The following is a 15,168-nucleotide window of genomic DNA, read 5'->3' as shown; positions in this document are numbered from 1 at the left end:
CAACTCGCCGGCTGCGACTGCAAAGCCGTGTACACCGGTTCGATTCCCGTCGTCGCCTCTCCTCGCGCCGCGGTGGACGTTCCCGCGGCGGCCGCCGGGCGCTCTATGGTTGCCCTCGATGCGCGCACGGCGGCGCCTGGGCGGGGTCATCGGGACGGCCGTGGCCGCCGCCGCGCTCATCGGCGCCGATCAGGCCTGCGCCGCGGGGGCGACAGTCGTGCGCGTGGACTCCGGCAAGCTCGCGGTGATCGCGGGGGCGGGCAACGCGAACGCCATCACGGTCGCCGGCCCCGCCCGCGGTGCGCTCGTCGTCCGCGACGAGGGCTCGACGGTCCGGGCCCGGGCCGGCTGCACCGCCGTCGCCGGGGACACGCACGAGGTCCGCTGCCCGGCCGCCGGCATCGTCAGCGTGACGATCGACGCGGCCGACCTCGACGACCGCGCGACGGTCACGGCGAACCTCCCCGCACGCTTGCGCGGGGGCGCCGGCGACGACACCCTCACGGGCGGCCCGAAGGACGACGAGCTCACCGGCGGCGGCGGCGCGGACACGATGACCGGCGGCGCCGGGATCGACGAGGCCGACTACGCCGATCGGACCGCGCCGCTCACGGTCACGATCGGCACCATGGCCGACGACGGCGAGGCCGGCGAGGGCGACGACGTCGGTGCCGACGTCGAGGACGTCGTCGGCGGCACGGGCGACGACCGGCTCACCGGCAACCGGGCGGACAACGTGCTCAGCGGCGGCTACGGCGACGACGCCCTGGTCGGCGGCCTGGGCACCGACCGCCTCAGCGGCGGACCGGGCAGCGACGACCTCGACTCGCGCGACGGCACGGCGACCGACACGATCAAGTGCGGCGCCGGGGTCGAGTCGGCCACGAAGGCGGACCCGGGCGACAAGCTGGCCGGCGACTGCGAGCGCGCCGACCGCTCGCCGCCGGTGATCGTCGCCGCCGGCGACATCGCGTGCGACCCGCTCAACCGCAACTTCAACGGCGGCGAGGGCACGCCCGACCACTGCCGTCAGAAGGCGACCGCCGCGCTCGTGGAGGCGGCGCACCCGCTCGCGGTCCTCACGGTCGGCGACCTGCAGTACCCCGACGGCAGCGCCGAGCAGTACGCCGGCTCCTACGACCTGAGCTGGGGGCGCTTCCGCGCGATCACCCACCCTGCGATCGGCAACCACGAGTACAACACCCCGGGCGCCGCCGGGTACTTCGACTACTTCAACGGCGCCGGCCGCGTGGAGGGCCCCGCCGGCAACCGCGCCGACGGCTACTACAGCTTCGACGCCGGCCCGTGGCACGTCATCTCACTGAACTCCAACTGCAGCGACATCGCCTGCACGGCCGGCTCGGCCCAGGAGCGGTGGCTGCGCGCGGATCTCGCCGCGAACCCCGCCGCGTGCACGCTCGCCATGTTCCACACGCCGCGCTTCGGCTCCGGCCCGCACGGCAACAGCAACGCCGTCGCGCCGCTCTTCCAGGCGCTGTACGACGGCGGCGCCGACCTGCTGCTCGCCGGCCACGACCACCTGTACGAGCGCTTCGCGCCGCAGGATCCGTCGGGCGCCGCCGATCCCGCCGCCGGCATCCGCGAGTTCGTCGTCGGCACCGGCGGCGTCGGCTTCTACGCGTTCGGCACGCCCAGGCCCAACAGCGAGGCGCGGGGCGCGGGGACGTTCGGCGTCCTCGCGCTCACGCTGCACCCCGCGGGATACGACTGGTCGTTCCTGCCCGTGCCGAACGCCACCGGCACGACGTTCACCGACAGCGGCAGCGGGACCTGCCACTGAGGCGGGCGCCCCCTACCGGGCGACGAGCGCGTTGACCTCCTCGCCCATCTCGTTCTCGAGCGTGACGCCGAAGCGCTCGACCATCTGCCCGGCGTCGGCGCGCAGCGCGGCCCACTCCTCGGACTGCTCGCACTCGTCGAGCGCCTCCTTGCTGTCCCAGCCCAGCTCGGCGACGCGATAGTGCAGTCCGTCGGCGCCCTCGAAGCCCTCGGCGCGCGTGAGGATGAGCCGCCGGATCCCGGGCACGGACGCCGCGATCGGGCAGTGCACGTTGAGGTAGTGCTCCTCGAACGCGTCGACGTCCTCGGGCTTGGGTGCGCCCCAGTAGGCGAAGATCTTGTACACCGCTCGCTCCTCTCGGTCGGTTGCGCTGCGGCTTCCGCGACGCTATCCCCGGGCCGCCGGCTCCCGGACCGGCCGGCCCGGGAGCGACTGGAAATTCGACAGTTCCCACGCTATAGTTGCTTGTGCAACTACTTTGGCTCACCAGCGCATCCCGGGAGGCGACCGTGCAGTTCGAGGGCATCCACCACATCACCGCCATCACGGGCGACGCGCCGCGCAACGTCGACTTCTACGCGCGCGTGCTCGGGCTGCGGCTCGTCAAGAAGACCGTCAACCAGGACGACCCGAGCGTCTACCACCTCTTCTACGCCGACGAGCAGGGCTCGCCCGGCGCCGACATGACGTTCTTCGAGTACCCGGGCAGCCCCCGCGGCCGGGCCGGCGCCGGCATGGTCCACCAGATCGGCTGGCGCGTCGCCGACGCCGCCGCGCTCGACTTCTGGGCCGCCCGCCTCGGCGACGAGGGCATCGTCACCGAGCGCGACGGCGACCGCCTGCGCTTCGCCGACCGGGAGGGCCTCGCCCACGAGCTCGTCGTCGCCGACGTCGCGGATGCGGCGCTCATCGCCGAGCATCCCGAGGTCGCACCGGAGGTCGCGCTGCGGGGCTTCGACGGCGTCCGCGCCTACAACGACCGCCCCGAGCGCAGCGCGCAGCTGCTGACCGAGGTCCTGAACTTCCGCGCGACCGACGACGGCGGCCGCCGGTTCGAGGCCCGCGGCGAACAGCGCGGCGGCACGTACACCTACGACCCAGCGCCCGAGCAGCACGGGCTGCAGGGCGCGGGCACGGTCCACCACGTCGCGTGGTCGGCGGCGCTCGACGAGATCGAGCCGTGGCAGCAGCTGCTGCAGCGCACGCCCGCGGTCCGCCCCACCCCGGTCATCGACCGCTTCTACTTCCGCTCCGTCTACTTCCGCGAGCCGTCCGGCGTCCTGTTCGAGATCGCCACCCGCGGCCCCGGCTTCGACGTCGACGAGGACGCGGCGCGCCTGGGCGAGAGCGTCGCGCTGCCGCCGTTCCTCGAGAGCCGTCGCGAGCAGATCGAGCGCACGCTGACGCCGCTGCCCAACCCGCGCCCGGCGGAGACGTCCTAACCGCGGGCCTCCGGGTCGAGCCCGGCGATGAGCCGCGGCGTCACCTCGGCCACCCCGCCGACGGACGCCGCGGCGAGCGCGAGCGCGTCCGGATCCGGCGGGTAGTCGCGGTTGGGCACCGCGACGACGACCATGCCGGCCGCCGCGGCGGAGCGCAGGCCGTTCGACGAGTCCTCGATCGCGATGCACCGGCCGGGCCGGGCGCCGACCCGGCGCGCCGCCTCGAGGTAGACGTCCGGCGCCGGCTTGCCGCGCGCGACCTCCTCGCTGGAGACGGTGGCGGCGAAGTCGCCGCCCAGGCCCGCGAGCTCGAGCACGAGGTCGATGAGCTCCGCGTTGGCCGATGACGCGACGGCGAGCGTCCAGCGCCCCGCGAGGGCGCGGACCGCATCGGTCGCCCCGGGAAGCAGCGGCAGGTCGTCGCGGTAGCCGCGCACGATCTCGTCGACGACCGCCCGACCGATCTGCTCCGGCGCCTCCGGCACCCCGAGTTCGTCGTGCAGGTACGCCTGCCACTCGGGCGCGCTCATGCCCTGCATCGCGCGGGTCGCCCCGTCCGGGAACGGGCGCCCGGCCTCGGCGACCACGGCACGCCGGGCGGCGTCCCACCGCTGCTCGGACTCGATGAGCACCCCGTCGAGATCGAAGACGACCGCGTCGATCATGCCGGCGGCACTCTAGGCAAGACCACGGTCTTCACCGCGGTGGGCGACCGCTCAGAAAACCGGACGCACGGGTCCCACCTGTGCGATAGTCGCCGCATGCTCGCGCTTTCGCGGTCCCTCCCCCGCGGCCTGCTGCTCGCCACAGCGGCCGCCGCCGTCGCGCTGCTGGCCTCCGCCGGCGGCGCGCGCGCCCAGTCGACGCAGACGTTCACGAACGTCGGCGAGTCCACCTTCACGGTCCCCGCGAACGTCTCCAGCGTGACCTTCACCGCCATCGGCGGCGCCGGCGGCAACGCGGTCACCGGGGGCGGCGGGCTCGTGCAGGGGGGCGGCCAGGGGCGCAGCGTCACCGCCACCATCCCGGTCTCGCCCGGCGAGGTCCTCTACATCGAGGTCGGCGGCAACGGGGGCAGCGGGCGCGGTCTGGGCGGCGGCGGCGGGGGCGGCGCGACCGACGTGCGCACCTGCTCGGCCACCGTCACGATCTGCAAGGGCGGCGTCAACCCGCTCCAGACCCGCCTGCTCGTCGCGGGCGGCGGCGGCGGGGCCGGTGGCTCCGCGTCGGGCGGCGACGGCGGCGACTCCGACGAGGCGGGCGCGGGCGCGGTCGGCACGCCGAGCACGGGCGGCGGCCCCGGTACGACGAACGGCGGCGGTCAGGGCGGCGGCGGCTCGCAGTCGGGCTTCAACGGCGTTCTCGGCAACGGGGGCGACGGCGGCGAGGCGAGCGACGCCCAGTCCGGCGCCGGCGCGGCCGGAGCCAACGGCGGCGGCATCGGCGGCTCGACCGACGGCACGGTCGCCGGCGGCGGCGGCGCCGGCGGCGGCTACAACGGCGGCGGCGGCGGCTCCGGCGGCGGCTCGGCCCCGAGCGGCGGTGGAGGGGGCGGTGGCGGCGGCGCCAGCTACGTGACGCCGAGCGCGACCGGCGTCACGACGGCGTGGTCGTCGGCCAGGCCGAGCGTGACGCTGACCTACACGCCGAGCACCCCTCCGGTCATCGTGCCGCCGATCCTCGCGACCGTGTCGCCGAACACCGGCCCGACGACGGGCGGCCAGGTCGTCACGCTCACCGGCTCGTACTTCGCGCAGTCGCGGCAGGTGTACTTCGGGGGGGTCGCGGCGCCGCGTTTCGCCATCCGCGGCTTCAGCACGATCACGGCGGTCGTCCCGGTCGGCGTCGCCGGCACGGTCAACGTGCGGGTGCTCGGCGTGACCGGCCTGCTCAGCGCCATCGCGCCCGGCGCGGTCTACACGTACACCGCACCGCCGGCGCCCACCCCCACCCCCACGCCCACTCCGACCCCGACGCCTGCCCCCACCCCGCCACCGGCGCCCGGCACCTGCACGGTGCCCGACGTCAAGCGGGTCTCGCTGGGCACCGCGACCCGGCTCCTGCGCGCCGCGGACTGTGCGGTCGGCGCCGTGACCGGGCCGCGCTCGGTGCCCAGGCGCCGCGTCCTGGTGCGCCGGCAGTCGATCCCGCCGGGCACGCGCCTGCTTGCGGGCGACCGCGTCAACCTGCGGCTCAGGGCCTACCGCCGCTGACGCACGGTGCGCGCGGCGCTCGCCTCCGTGCGGGCGCCGCGCTCCCTTCGCGACCTGATCACCGACAGGCTGCGGGCACGATCCGGTCGCCCGGGCCGACGACACACTGATCGCCGCCGGCGCTCTCGTACCCTCGAGGGCAATGTCCGCAGACCTCTCAACGCCCTCGGCCGGTTCCGTGGCCGGGCCCTATTTCGATGATCTGGAGGTCGGCGATCGTGTGGTCGATGCGCCGGCCATCACGCTGACCGACGGGCACGCCGCCCTGCACCAGGCGATCCTCGGTGATCGCCTGCGGCTGTCCTTGGACGCCGGATTGAGCCGGCGGGTGCTGGGGGCCGAGCGGCCGCTGGCGCATCCGTCGCTGGTGTGCGACATGGCGATCGGCCAGTCGACGTGGTTGACGCAGCGGGTCATCGGCAACCTGTTCTACCGCGGGCTCGTGCTCCGGCGGCCGGTGCTGCTCGGCGACACGCTTCGGACGACGACGACCGTGGAGGCGCTGCGCGAGAACCGGCGCCGCGAGGGTCGCGCGCCGACGGGTCTCGCCGTGCTGCGCGTGACCACGGTCGACCAGGACGACCGCCCGGTACTCGACTTCTGGCGCTGCGCGATGCTGCCGCTGTCGGAGGGGTGCGAGCCGACCGGCCGTGCCGACGACGTCGACGCCGTCGGCACGGGGCTGTCGGGCGAGGCGCTGGAGGCGGTCACGGCCGGCTGGGATCTCGATGCGTTTCGCGCCGCGATGCCGGACGGCGCGCACTTCGCGCAGTTGTCGGCGCCGGCGCGCTGGGCCGTCGAGGGCGGCGACGTGGTCAGCTGCGCGCCCGAGCTCGCGCGCATGACGCTGAACGTCGCCGTGGCGCACCATGACGCCGTCGCCGGTGGCGGCCGGCGGCTCGTGTACGGCGGCCACACGATCGGCATCGCCGCCTCCCACCTGTGCCGGGCGCTGCCGAACCTCGTCACGATCGTCGCCTGGGAGGGCTGCGACCATCTCGGGCCCGTGTTCGAGGGCGACACGCTGCGCAGTTCGGTCGAGCTCACTGCGCGTGAGCCGCTGACGGCCGGCGGCGGGCTCGTCCATCTGCGGGTGCTGGTGCGCGCGCTGCGGTCGCCCGACGAGGCCGCCGAGGTCCTCGACTGGCGCCTGGTCGGGGTGATGGCGTGAGCCCGGGGATCCTGTCGGGGCTGCGGGTCGTCGAGGGCTCCGCGTTCGTCGCGGCGCCCCTGGGCGGGATGACCCTGGCGCAGCTCGGTGCGGAGGTCATCCGCTTCGACCAGATCGGCGGGGGGCTGGACCGCGTGCGCTGGCCGCTGGCGGCTGACGGCCAGAGCCTGTTCTGGGCCGGCCTGAACAAGGGCAAGCGATCTGTGCAGGTCGACCTGCGCCGTCCGGAGGGCCGCGAGCTCGTCACCCGCCTCGTGACCGCGCCGGGCGACGAGTCCGGGCTGTTCCTGACGAACTTCCCCGCACGGGGCTGGCTCGACTACGACGCGCTGCGTGCGGGGCGCGACGACCTGATCATGGTCGCGCTGGCCGGCAACCCCGACGGCACCAGCGAGGTCGACTACACCGTCAACCCGGCGACCGGCTTTCCGTGGGCGACCGGGCCGCGCAACCTCGCGGAGCCGCTCAACAGCGTCCTGCCGGCATGGGGCATCGCGATGGGGACGCTGGCGACGACCGGGCTGCTGGCGGCCGAGCGCCATCGTCGCCTGACCGGCAACGGCACCCTCGTGCGGCTCTCCCTCTCGGACGTCGCGTTCGCCATGGTCGGCAACCTCGGCCGCATCGCCGAGGCCCAGCTCGGCGGCCGCGACCAGCCCAAGGACGGCAACTACCTCTACGGCGCGTTCGGCCACGACTTCGAGACCCGCGACGGTCGCCGCGTGATGGTCGTCGCCCTCACCCCCCGCCAATGGAAGGCGCTCGTCGACGTCACCGGCATCGAGGAGGCCTGCCGCAGCATCGAGCAGGTCACCGGCCACGACCTCGCCACCGAGAGCGGCCGCTTCGAGGCGCGCGACCTCATCGCCGCGCTCCTGCGCCCCTGGTTCGCCTCGCGCGAGCTCGCCACGATCCGCGAGACCTTCGCCGGCACCAGCGTGTCCTGGGGCCCCTACCAGACCTTTGGTCAGCTCGTCGACGAGGACCCCCGCTGCTCGACCGCGAACCCGATGTTCTCCGAGGTCGAGCACCCCGGCGTCGGCCGCTACCTCATGCCCGCCTCCCCACTGGACTTCACCGCGGTCGACCGGGTCCCCGTCAGCCGCGCCCCCCTCCTGGGCGAGCACACCGAGGAGGTCCTCGCCGACGTGCTGGGCCTGGACCCGCACGAGATCGGGCGACTGCACGACGACGGCGTCGTCGCGGGACCTGACCGCTCGCCCGCGTCCGCCGGGCCCTGACTGCGCGCTGGTGAGCCCCTCGCGGGCGGGGCGGCTATCATGGCCTGCGCCTGCGGCTGTAGCTCAGTTGGCTAGAGCGTCTGCTTGCCATGCAGAAGGTCGAGGGTTCGAGTCCCTTCAGCCGCTTCGCACGAAAGCCCCGCAAATGCGGGGCTTTCGCGTTCCCGAAGAGGGTGGCGGGAACCCGTCCGCAAATGGCCTCCCGGGGTTCAGTGCCAAAACTGTGCCAAAACCCTTCTGCGAGGTGCTTGGCGTCCAGTGGATCAGGGGCGGCGAAGATCGCCCTTCACGCGGCTATCAGCAGCGTGCGCCCCGCATCGCTCACCGCCACGCAGCACGGCTCCGACTTGGCCCGCTCCGATACTCGTCCAGACCCGTCGGGCCTGGGCCGCCGCGTGCCGTCCAGACGATGTGACGCTGGATTCCGACGACATCGACGCGATCGCCCAGCAGGTCGCCGCACGGCTGACCGGCCGAGGGCTCGGCCTCGTGACGGTCGAGCAGCTGGCGCGCGAGCTTCAGGTGGAGCGGTCCTGGGTGTACGCGCGCTGGCGCGAGCTCGGCGGCTTCAAACTCGGCGACGGCCGCAACGCGCCCATCCGCTTCGACCTGGCGGCCGTCCGGGAACGACTGCAGCGCGCGCATCCCGCTGGCCCCGCCTCCGTCCCGGCCGCAGCGTCCCGCCGGCCGCGAACGCCGCCCGGCGACGTCCAGATGCTTTCCGCCCGCGGCTCCTGAGCCGCCGCGAAGGTCGCAGCTGATGGCGCGTCCCGCCACGTGTTCGGTCGTGCGCCGCGAGCAGAAGCGCGGGACCCGGTTCGCCCTCCGGGTCACGTACCAGGGCGTCAGGCACTTCATCGCGCTCGGTACGACATGGGAAGGCTGGAACGAGCAACGCGTCGAGCGCGAACGAGCACTCGTCGCGACGCTCCTCGAGCGCGGCGAATGGACCCCGCCGCGCCCCGCAACGCCCCAAGCGACCGCTGACCCGACACCGCAACCCGACGAGCAGGACACGTTCGCCGTCTTCGCATCGCGCTTCTACGCGGCCCGCTGCAAGCGCATGGACTCCGAGAAGTCCAAGCAGGCACTGCGCTGGCGGCTCGGCGCGGCAATCGGGCACATTGGTGACCTCCCCGTCGGCAGCGTCGACGCGGCGGCGATCGACGACATGGTCACCGCACTGCTGACCGAACGCGACGAGATCGAAACCGCAGCAGCAATGGGCGCACCGCTCATGCAGACCGTGTACGTCCCGAGCGCGGGTCGGACCTATCAACGCCGCCGCAAGGGCCTGTCCAACAGCTCGATCAACAAGGTGGTCAGCGCCGTCCGCATGGTGCTCGAGGACGCGCGCCGCCGCCAGATCATCGCGAACCAGCCTGTGGACCGTCACTCGATGGTCCGCCCCGAGCCCCCGAATCGGAGCTCCCTTCAGGTCAAGCAGATCCAAGCGGTTCTCTGCGCCGCGGCGACCGCTGAGCGCGAGCAGCGAGGCCTCGACTGGGAGGACGTCCTAGCGATACGAGAGTCGCACGAACCCCACACGCGACTCGCCGCGCGTTATCGAGTCAGCGACACGCTGATCCGCAAGATCCGCCGTCGGGAACTCTGGGTCGACCAGCCGGCGCGGCGGCGCAACGACGTGCCGCGCCACGCGATCTGGGCCGTACTCATCGGCACGGGCGTGCGCATCGACGAGCTCTGCGGTCTACGAGAAGGCGAGCACGTCAACCTCCACGCTCGACGCGTCAGCATCACCCGCGACATCACGAAGACCAACGCCGGCGAGCGCGTCATCCCGATGCTGCCGTTCGTTCACGACGCGCTCATCGCTCATTACGAACGACATCCGCCGCACCCGGGTCGCCGTGTCTTCGAGACACGCAACGGCACGCCCCAAACCCCCGACAACGTCCGCACGCATGTAGTCGACAAGATCGTCTCCATCGCGAACGCCAACGGCTCGCCCATTCCGCGCTGCACCCCGCACACCCTGAGACGGACCTTCGCGTCGATCCTCGCCGAGATCGGGATCCCGCCCCGTCGCGCGATGTACCTCCTCGGCCATACGGACGCCAAGTTCACGATGAGCGTGTACCAGCAGGTGCTCGACCTCAGTCATGACGGACTGAGCACGCTCGAAGCCGTGCTTGGCTGCGACATCGACGAGGCATTCTCGGTGCTCGCCGGACGACACGCCGGACGCCAGCGAGCAACGTCGCTTTGATGAGGCCCCAGAAGCAGCGATGAGCGCAGACTGCACGGCGAGCCGAGGCTAACGGGCGCAGGACGGCTTCGGGCAGCCCCCCGGCTGCTCGCCGCCATGGTGCCCCACGGGTCGCGAATACCGGCCCGTGCGCTGCCCCTTCACGCGAAAGCGATAGCCGCCTGGTCCATCTTGGTGGCGTCTCAGAGCCGCTGTAAATAGCGCGCGGGTGCCGTCGATGAGGCGGCGTAGGTTCCCTCAAGTCCTGGCAGACGATGAAGGAGGCCTACGCCGTGAGACGCACCGTACCGCCGTCGGCGGAGCTCGAAGCTCAGATCGACCAGCTGCTGGCCGTCGGGGTTGGCGAGGACCCGCGCGAGGCGTTGTCGCAGCTGGCCAAGCTCGGCGCGCGGTTGATCATCCAGCGCGCGGTCGAGGAGGAGTTCGACGCGTGGCTGGGCAGCGCCCGATACGAGCGCCGGTCCGACCTCGAGGCGGGCATGCGCAACGGGTTCCGGGCGCGGACGCTGCAGACGGCCGAGGGCGAGCTGTCGGTCGAGATCCCGCAGGTCCGCGAGGCCGCCGCGCCGTTCGTCTCGCGACTGTTTCCGCGCGGCACCAAGCTGTTGCGGACCGAGCCGCTCAAGGCGCTGGTCGTCGGCGCGTTCGTGCGCGGGTTGTCGATGCGCGACGTCGAGTCGCTCTGCGAGGAGGCCGGCCCGGGGAGCGTCTCGAAGGCCACCGCGTCGCGGATCTGCACCGAGCTGCGCGACCGCTTCGAGCAGTTCAAGCGCCGCGACCTCTACGACATCCGACTCGTCGCGCTGTTCCTCGACGCCGCCGACCTCGCGCTCGAGCGCTGCGACGGCAGCCGACACCGACGGCTGGGTGACCACCAGTTCGGCGGCGGCCGCGGTCACCGAGCCGCACCGCGCGACGGCCAGGAAGGCGTGTAGCTGGGTGAGAGTGACGGCCATGGGAGACCGCCAACCTATAGGGGTGCCCCTATGCGTGAGGCGCGGACATGTCGGCGCCCCACTCGGTGCGCACGGGGTGGCCGCCGAGCGCCACCGTGGCCCGCGCCGTAACCAGGTGGTAAGCACGATGAGCTGCACGAGCGCCAGCGAGTTCGAGCGCCGCAGGCTCGTACCGACGGTGAACTCGCCGAGCCGCCGGGCGCGCAAGTGGCTGGCGAAGCTCATCCGGTCCCAGACGGACTCCTCCAAGCCGACCGTCTGCTCGTCGGTGAGGTCACCGGGGATGCGTAGCAGTAGGTCGCGCTCGCGCCGGACGAGGGCCACCCCACCGTGGTCGACGTCGAGCAACGGGGACAGATCGGGATGCTCAAGGGAGTCGCGCAGCAGCACGTCGGCGTCGAGGTGCGACGGGTCGGCGCTGCGGCTCGCGGTGAACGTCACGATGAGGTCGGCGTACGCGCGCTGCGGCGTGATGTAGGCGATCGCGTCCGCCTCGCGCCGGTCGAGCTCGCGCAGCACCTCGTCGGTCGTGTACTGGCGCCGCGTGCAGTCGCGCGTGAGCTTCCAGCCCCGTCGCAGCTCCTCAGGGGGCGCAAGGAACACCCGCACGTCGTGGGCGCTGCGCAGAGTCTCCGTGTGGAAGGTGAGCAGACCCTCGACGCACAAGAAGCGCGCCGGCCGCAGATATGACGGCGGCCGCAACGTCCCATCGCGGTGATCGTAGACCGGCTTGAGCACCGACTCGCCGCGACGCAGGTGCAGCAGGTGCTGGGTGAGGATGTCGAGGTGATTGCACTCCGGGTGCAGCGGCGTGATGCCCATCTCGCGCCGCATCCGGCGGTCGTAGCGGTGGTAGTCATCGGCGTTCAGGCGCGCCACGTGCTCCTCGCCGAGCACTCGGATCAGCCCCCGCGTGAGCGTCGTCTTCCCGGCTCCCGAGTCCCCAACGACGCCGAGAACGATCGGACGAGGCACCGCCCGTTACGCCCCACGCACAGAGTGCGGCACCGACTCAGCCCATGATGGCGCCGCGCGCGGCGGGGCGGGGCGGCGGGGCATATCCTCGCTCGCCGCTCACTGCGACCGACCAGTACGACGCTGGCCAAGACCGGGCATCCCGCGCTCGAACCGAGATGATCGTGATCGAGATTCGGTTGGTGCATGACGGGATCATCACCGTTGTAGCGGCGGTGCGCACCTCCTAGACGGGCAGGATTTGCTGTCCCAAGCGCAGGGACGCGACACGCAAGTCAACTCATGTTGACTCCGCCAACCGCCCCGTCGGTCACCGTCTCTGTGAGTGTGGCCCGTACGACCACGCATTCCACCACGGCCGCCAACAGCACCACCGCCAAGTCATCGAGGAGCTCGCGCCCTCCACCACAGCGACATCGAGCTACTGCCGCTACTCAGCTCCGACCCCGCAGCACGCCGGGGGGCGGTTGGGGACGCGCTTCTCGATCACGTGGCGTGTGGGCGTATCGACGGCGGGCTGAACGCCCTGACCGGCGGACGGCCGGCGAACCGCTCCATCCACACGAGCGTGTTCCCCGAGGTCGGGCCTTGGGCCAGCTTGGACGACCCGATGTCCGCGGTCAGCACGTTGGGGTTGCCGTGGACCTCCAGCCCCCCGGGGCGCTCCGCGTCATACCAGGCGCCGGTGGAGAGCACGATCACCCCGCGCCGCAACCGGTCATCGAGCACCGCGCCGGCCAGACAGCGCCCGCGGTCGTTGTGCAGCAGGACGACGTCTCCGTCGGCGATCCCGCGCTGTGCCGCGTCATCGGGATGGATCCGGACGGGTTCGCGCTGCTGGACCTTCGCCCCGCGGCTGTGGCTGCCGTGGTCGTACTGGCTGTGCAGACGGGTCCTCGGCTGGTTGGAGAGCAGGTGCAGCGCGCCCGAGGCCGGCCCGGCGGCTCCCAGCCACTCCTCGGGCTCGAGCCATGTCGGATGCCCGGGGCAGTCGTCGTACCCGAAGGAGGCGATGGTCTCCGAGAACAGCTCGATGCGGCCGGATGGGGTGTCGAGGGGCAGGCCCGATCGCAACCCCTCGAACGAGAGCTCGACAGGACGAGGAGGAGTCGGCAGCACGATCTCCCCCATCTCCCAGAAGGCGTCGAAGCTCGGCAGCTCGATCTCCGCCGACCGCCGGAGCGATGTCCTGGTCCGCTCGTAGAGCTCTCGGACCCATGCCTCGGCGTCGCGTCCCTCCGTGAATGCCTCCTCGAACCCCAGGCGCGCAGCCAGCCCGGATAGCACCGCATAGTCGGTGCGTACGCCGTCCGGTGGCTCGACGGCCCGCGGCGACGCGGTGAGGACGGGGTCCATGATGCCGATGGCGAGATCGTCGCGCTCGAGTGACGTCGCGACCGGCAGCACGATGTCGGCGTGCTTGCACAGCGGGTTCCAGAAGGAGTCGTGTACGACGACGGTCTCGGGCTGCTGCCAGGCCCGGACCAGCCGGTTGAGGTCCTGATGGTGGTGGAACGGGTTGCCGCCCGCCCAGTAGACCAGTCGCAAGTGCGGGTACGTCCTGCGCCGGCCGTTGAAGTCGTAGGTCGTGCCGGGATGCAGAAGCGCATCGGCGATCCGAGCGACCGGCACCTGCTCCTCAACGGGATTTCCCGGAGTGGCGAAGGCGGCGATGGGCTCACGCATCCCATGCACGCCGATCTGCGTGATGCCGAGTCCCGCGGCCAACCCGCCACCGGGTCGCCCCAGCGATCCGGATACGGCGGCCAGCGCGACCGCGGCCCAGTACGTCTGCTCCCCGTGCCGTTGGCGCTGGATGGACCAGCTGGCATTGACGACGGTCCGGCAGGTGGCGATCCGGCGGGCCAGAGACCGGATCGTGTGCGCCTCGACGTCGCAGATCGAGGACGCCCAATCGGCGTCCCTGAGGATCCCGTCGCTCCTGCCGAGGAGATGATCGATGAGCACATCGGCCCCGGTGCACCAGCGCTCGAGGAAATCGCGATCGTGCAGGCCGAGGCGCACGATCTCGCACGACAGCGCGAGCATGAGCGCGGCATCTGTTCCGGGGCGGATCGCGACCCACTCCGGATTCAGATCCGGGTCGACGTCGTCTGCGAGCGGCGAGACGTTGACGAAGCGCACGCCCGCGGCGCGGCAGCGCCGCTGCCAGACGGCGGACTCGTGGCGTCCGACTCCGCCGGGATTGATGTCGGCGTTCTTGCGCGCCAGGCCTCCGAAGCACACCACCAGCTCCCCGTCGGCCGCGATCGCCGACCACAGCGGCCCCCGCGACCAGATGCTCATCGGGGCGCCGCCGATCACGTGCGGGAGGATCGCCTCCATTGCGGCGACGCTGTAGGACCCGACGGAGTCCGTGTAGCCGCCGGCCATCGCGAGGAACCGGTGCAGCTGGGACTGGGGATGGTGAAACCGGCCGGCGCTGCCCCACCCGTACGACCCGCCGTACACCGCGGCCCCGCCGCTCTCGGCATGCACCCGGCGCAGCTGATCGGCGACCAGGTCGAGCGCGCGGTCCCAGGACACCTCGACGAACGGCTCGCTGCCTCGCCCGCCGCCGGCCGGGCCCGGCCCGCGCTCGAGCCAGCCTTCACGCACCATCGGCCGCGTGATGCGGACATCACCCTCCAGGGCGCCGACCATGCCGTACCCGATCGACGACGGCTCCGGGTCACCGGCGACGGGCTCGACGGAGACGATCCGGCCATCGACGCTGGTGACGACGTATCTTCCCCAGTGCTGGGCCGTCACGACCCGGTGAATGCTCTCGCCGTGATGGGCTGCCGGACCGAGCCTCATCGTGCGCTCCCGCCGGCCGCTCCGGTGATCACGATGGCCTGACCCTCACTCGTCAGAACCTCGACTCACGCGTCGCGAACGGCAAGTGGCCGAGCTCGTCGCCAAGGGGATGACCAACCGAGAGATCGCTGGTGCCCTGACGATCAGCCGGCGCACTGCCGAGAGCCACCTGGGCCACATCCTGACGAAGCTGGGCATGACGAACCGCGTGCAGCTCGCCGCATGGATCGTCTCGAATCCGCATGCGCCGACGAACGCCTCGTCGAGCTGACGTCGAGAGATTCCCAGCCGATTGCCGGGGCAGCGGTCGCGGCAGCCA

General features: G+C 72.3%; 11 protein-coding genes, 1 tRNA gene and 2 pseudogenes. 10 read left to right on the top strand and 4 right to left on the bottom strand.

Annotated features, from left to right (window positions below; genetic code table 11):
- The first annotated feature begins 118 nt into the window (after positions 1-118).
- Positions 119-1,801, top strand: coding sequence for a metallophosphoesterase (locus DSM104329_RS12320; protein ID WP_259315741.1), 1,683 nt, complete (start codon positions 119-121; stop codon positions 1,799-1,801).
- Between the two features lie 12 nt (positions 1,802-1,813).
- On the opposite strand, the gene DSM104329_RS12315 is transcribed toward DSM104329_RS12320, so the two are convergent.
- Positions 1,814-2,146 (bottom strand): EthD family reductase, encoded by a 333-nt coding sequence (locus DSM104329_RS12315; RefSeq protein WP_259315740.1) that lies wholly within the window; start codon positions 2,144-2,146, stop codon positions 1,814-1,816.
- A gap of 164 nt (positions 2,147-2,310) precedes the next feature.
- On the opposite strand from DSM104329_RS12315, the gene DSM104329_RS12310 reads away from it, so the two are divergent.
- Positions 2,311-3,243 (top strand): VOC family protein, encoded by a 933-nt coding sequence (locus DSM104329_RS12310; protein WP_259315739.1) that lies wholly within the window; start codon positions 2,311-2,313, stop codon positions 3,241-3,243.
- On the opposite strand, the gene DSM104329_RS12305 is transcribed toward DSM104329_RS12310, so the two are convergent.
- The gene (locus DSM104329_RS12305; RefSeq protein ID WP_259315738.1) at positions 3,240-3,908 is read right to left on the bottom strand and encodes an HAD family hydrolase; all 669 of its coding nucleotides are present in this window, start codon (positions 3,906-3,908) and stop codon (positions 3,240-3,242) included. The two genes, DSM104329_RS12310 and DSM104329_RS12305, sit on opposite strands and share 4 nt — an antisense overlap.
- 96 nt (positions 3,909-4,004) lie before the next feature.
- Between DSM104329_RS12305 and DSM104329_RS28880 the strand changes: the two genes are divergently transcribed.
- From DSM104329_RS28880 to DSM104329_RS29080, 7 genes are all read left to right on the top strand, one after another.
- Positions 4,005-5,456 (top strand): IPT/TIG domain-containing protein, encoded by a 1,452-nt coding sequence (locus tag DSM104329_RS28880; protein WP_268738867.1) that lies wholly within the window; start codon positions 4,005-4,007, stop codon positions 5,454-5,456.
- 178 nt (positions 5,457-5,634) lie between these two features.
- Entirely contained in the window at positions 5,635-6,627 is a 993-nt protein-coding gene (locus tag DSM104329_RS12295) for a MaoC family dehydratase (RefSeq protein ID WP_259315737.1), read from the top strand.
- Positions 6,624-7,868, top strand: coding sequence for a CoA transferase (locus DSM104329_RS12290; RefSeq protein ID WP_259315736.1), 1,245 nt, complete (start codon positions 6,624-6,626; stop codon positions 7,866-7,868). Before DSM104329_RS12295 ends, DSM104329_RS12290 begins: the two co-directional genes overlap by 4 nt.
- Positions 7,869-7,920: 52 nt before the next feature.
- A tRNA-Gly gene (locus tag DSM104329_RS12285) sits at positions 7,921-7,994 on the top strand.
- A 285-nt stretch (positions 7,995-8,279) separates the two neighbouring features.
- Positions 8,280-8,606: a helix-turn-helix domain-containing protein gene (locus DSM104329_RS12280; RefSeq protein WP_259315735.1), complete on the top strand. Its 327-nt coding sequence runs from the start codon at positions 8,280-8,282 to the stop codon at positions 8,604-8,606.
- A gap of 22 nt (positions 8,607-8,628) precedes the next feature.
- The gene (locus DSM104329_RS12275) at positions 8,629-10,098 is read left to right on the top strand and encodes a tyrosine-type recombinase/integrase (RefSeq protein WP_259315734.1); all 1,470 of its coding nucleotides are present in this window, start codon (positions 8,629-8,631) and stop codon (positions 10,096-10,098) included.
- 254 nt (positions 10,099-10,352) lie between these two features.
- The gene (locus tag DSM104329_RS29080) at positions 10,353-11,033 is read left to right on the top strand and encodes a transposase (RefSeq protein ID WP_407655908.1); all 681 of its coding nucleotides are present in this window, start codon (positions 10,353-10,355) and stop codon (positions 11,031-11,033) included.
- Here the strand turns inward: DSM104329_RS29080 and DSM104329_RS29075 are convergent.
- Positions 10,929-12,029, bottom strand: a pseudogene (locus tag DSM104329_RS29075) (phosphoribulokinase); the annotation flags it as partial. The gene DSM104329_RS29080 and the pseudogene DSM104329_RS29075 sit on opposite strands and share 105 nt — an antisense overlap.
- A 486-nt stretch (positions 12,030-12,515) precedes the next feature.
- On the bottom strand, positions 12,516-14,801 hold the full coding sequence (locus tag DSM104329_RS12265) for a molybdopterin-dependent oxidoreductase (protein WP_259315732.1): 2,286 nt from the start codon (positions 14,799-14,801) through the stop codon (positions 12,516-12,518).
- Between the two features lie 124 nt (positions 14,802-14,925).
- Between DSM104329_RS12265 and DSM104329_RS12260 the strand changes: the two are divergent.
- Positions 14,926-15,120 (top strand): annotated as a pseudogene (locus tag DSM104329_RS12260) (response regulator transcription factor); the annotation flags it as partial.
- Positions 15,121-15,168: the final 48 nt, after the last annotated feature.

The organism is Capillimicrobium parvum, from assembly GCF_021172045.1.
Classification (GTDB): Bacteria; Actinomycetota; Thermoleophilia; order Solirubrobacterales; family Solirubrobacteraceae; genus Capillimicrobium; species Capillimicrobium parvum.
This window is presented reverse-complemented; position numbering and strand designations above follow the sequence as displayed.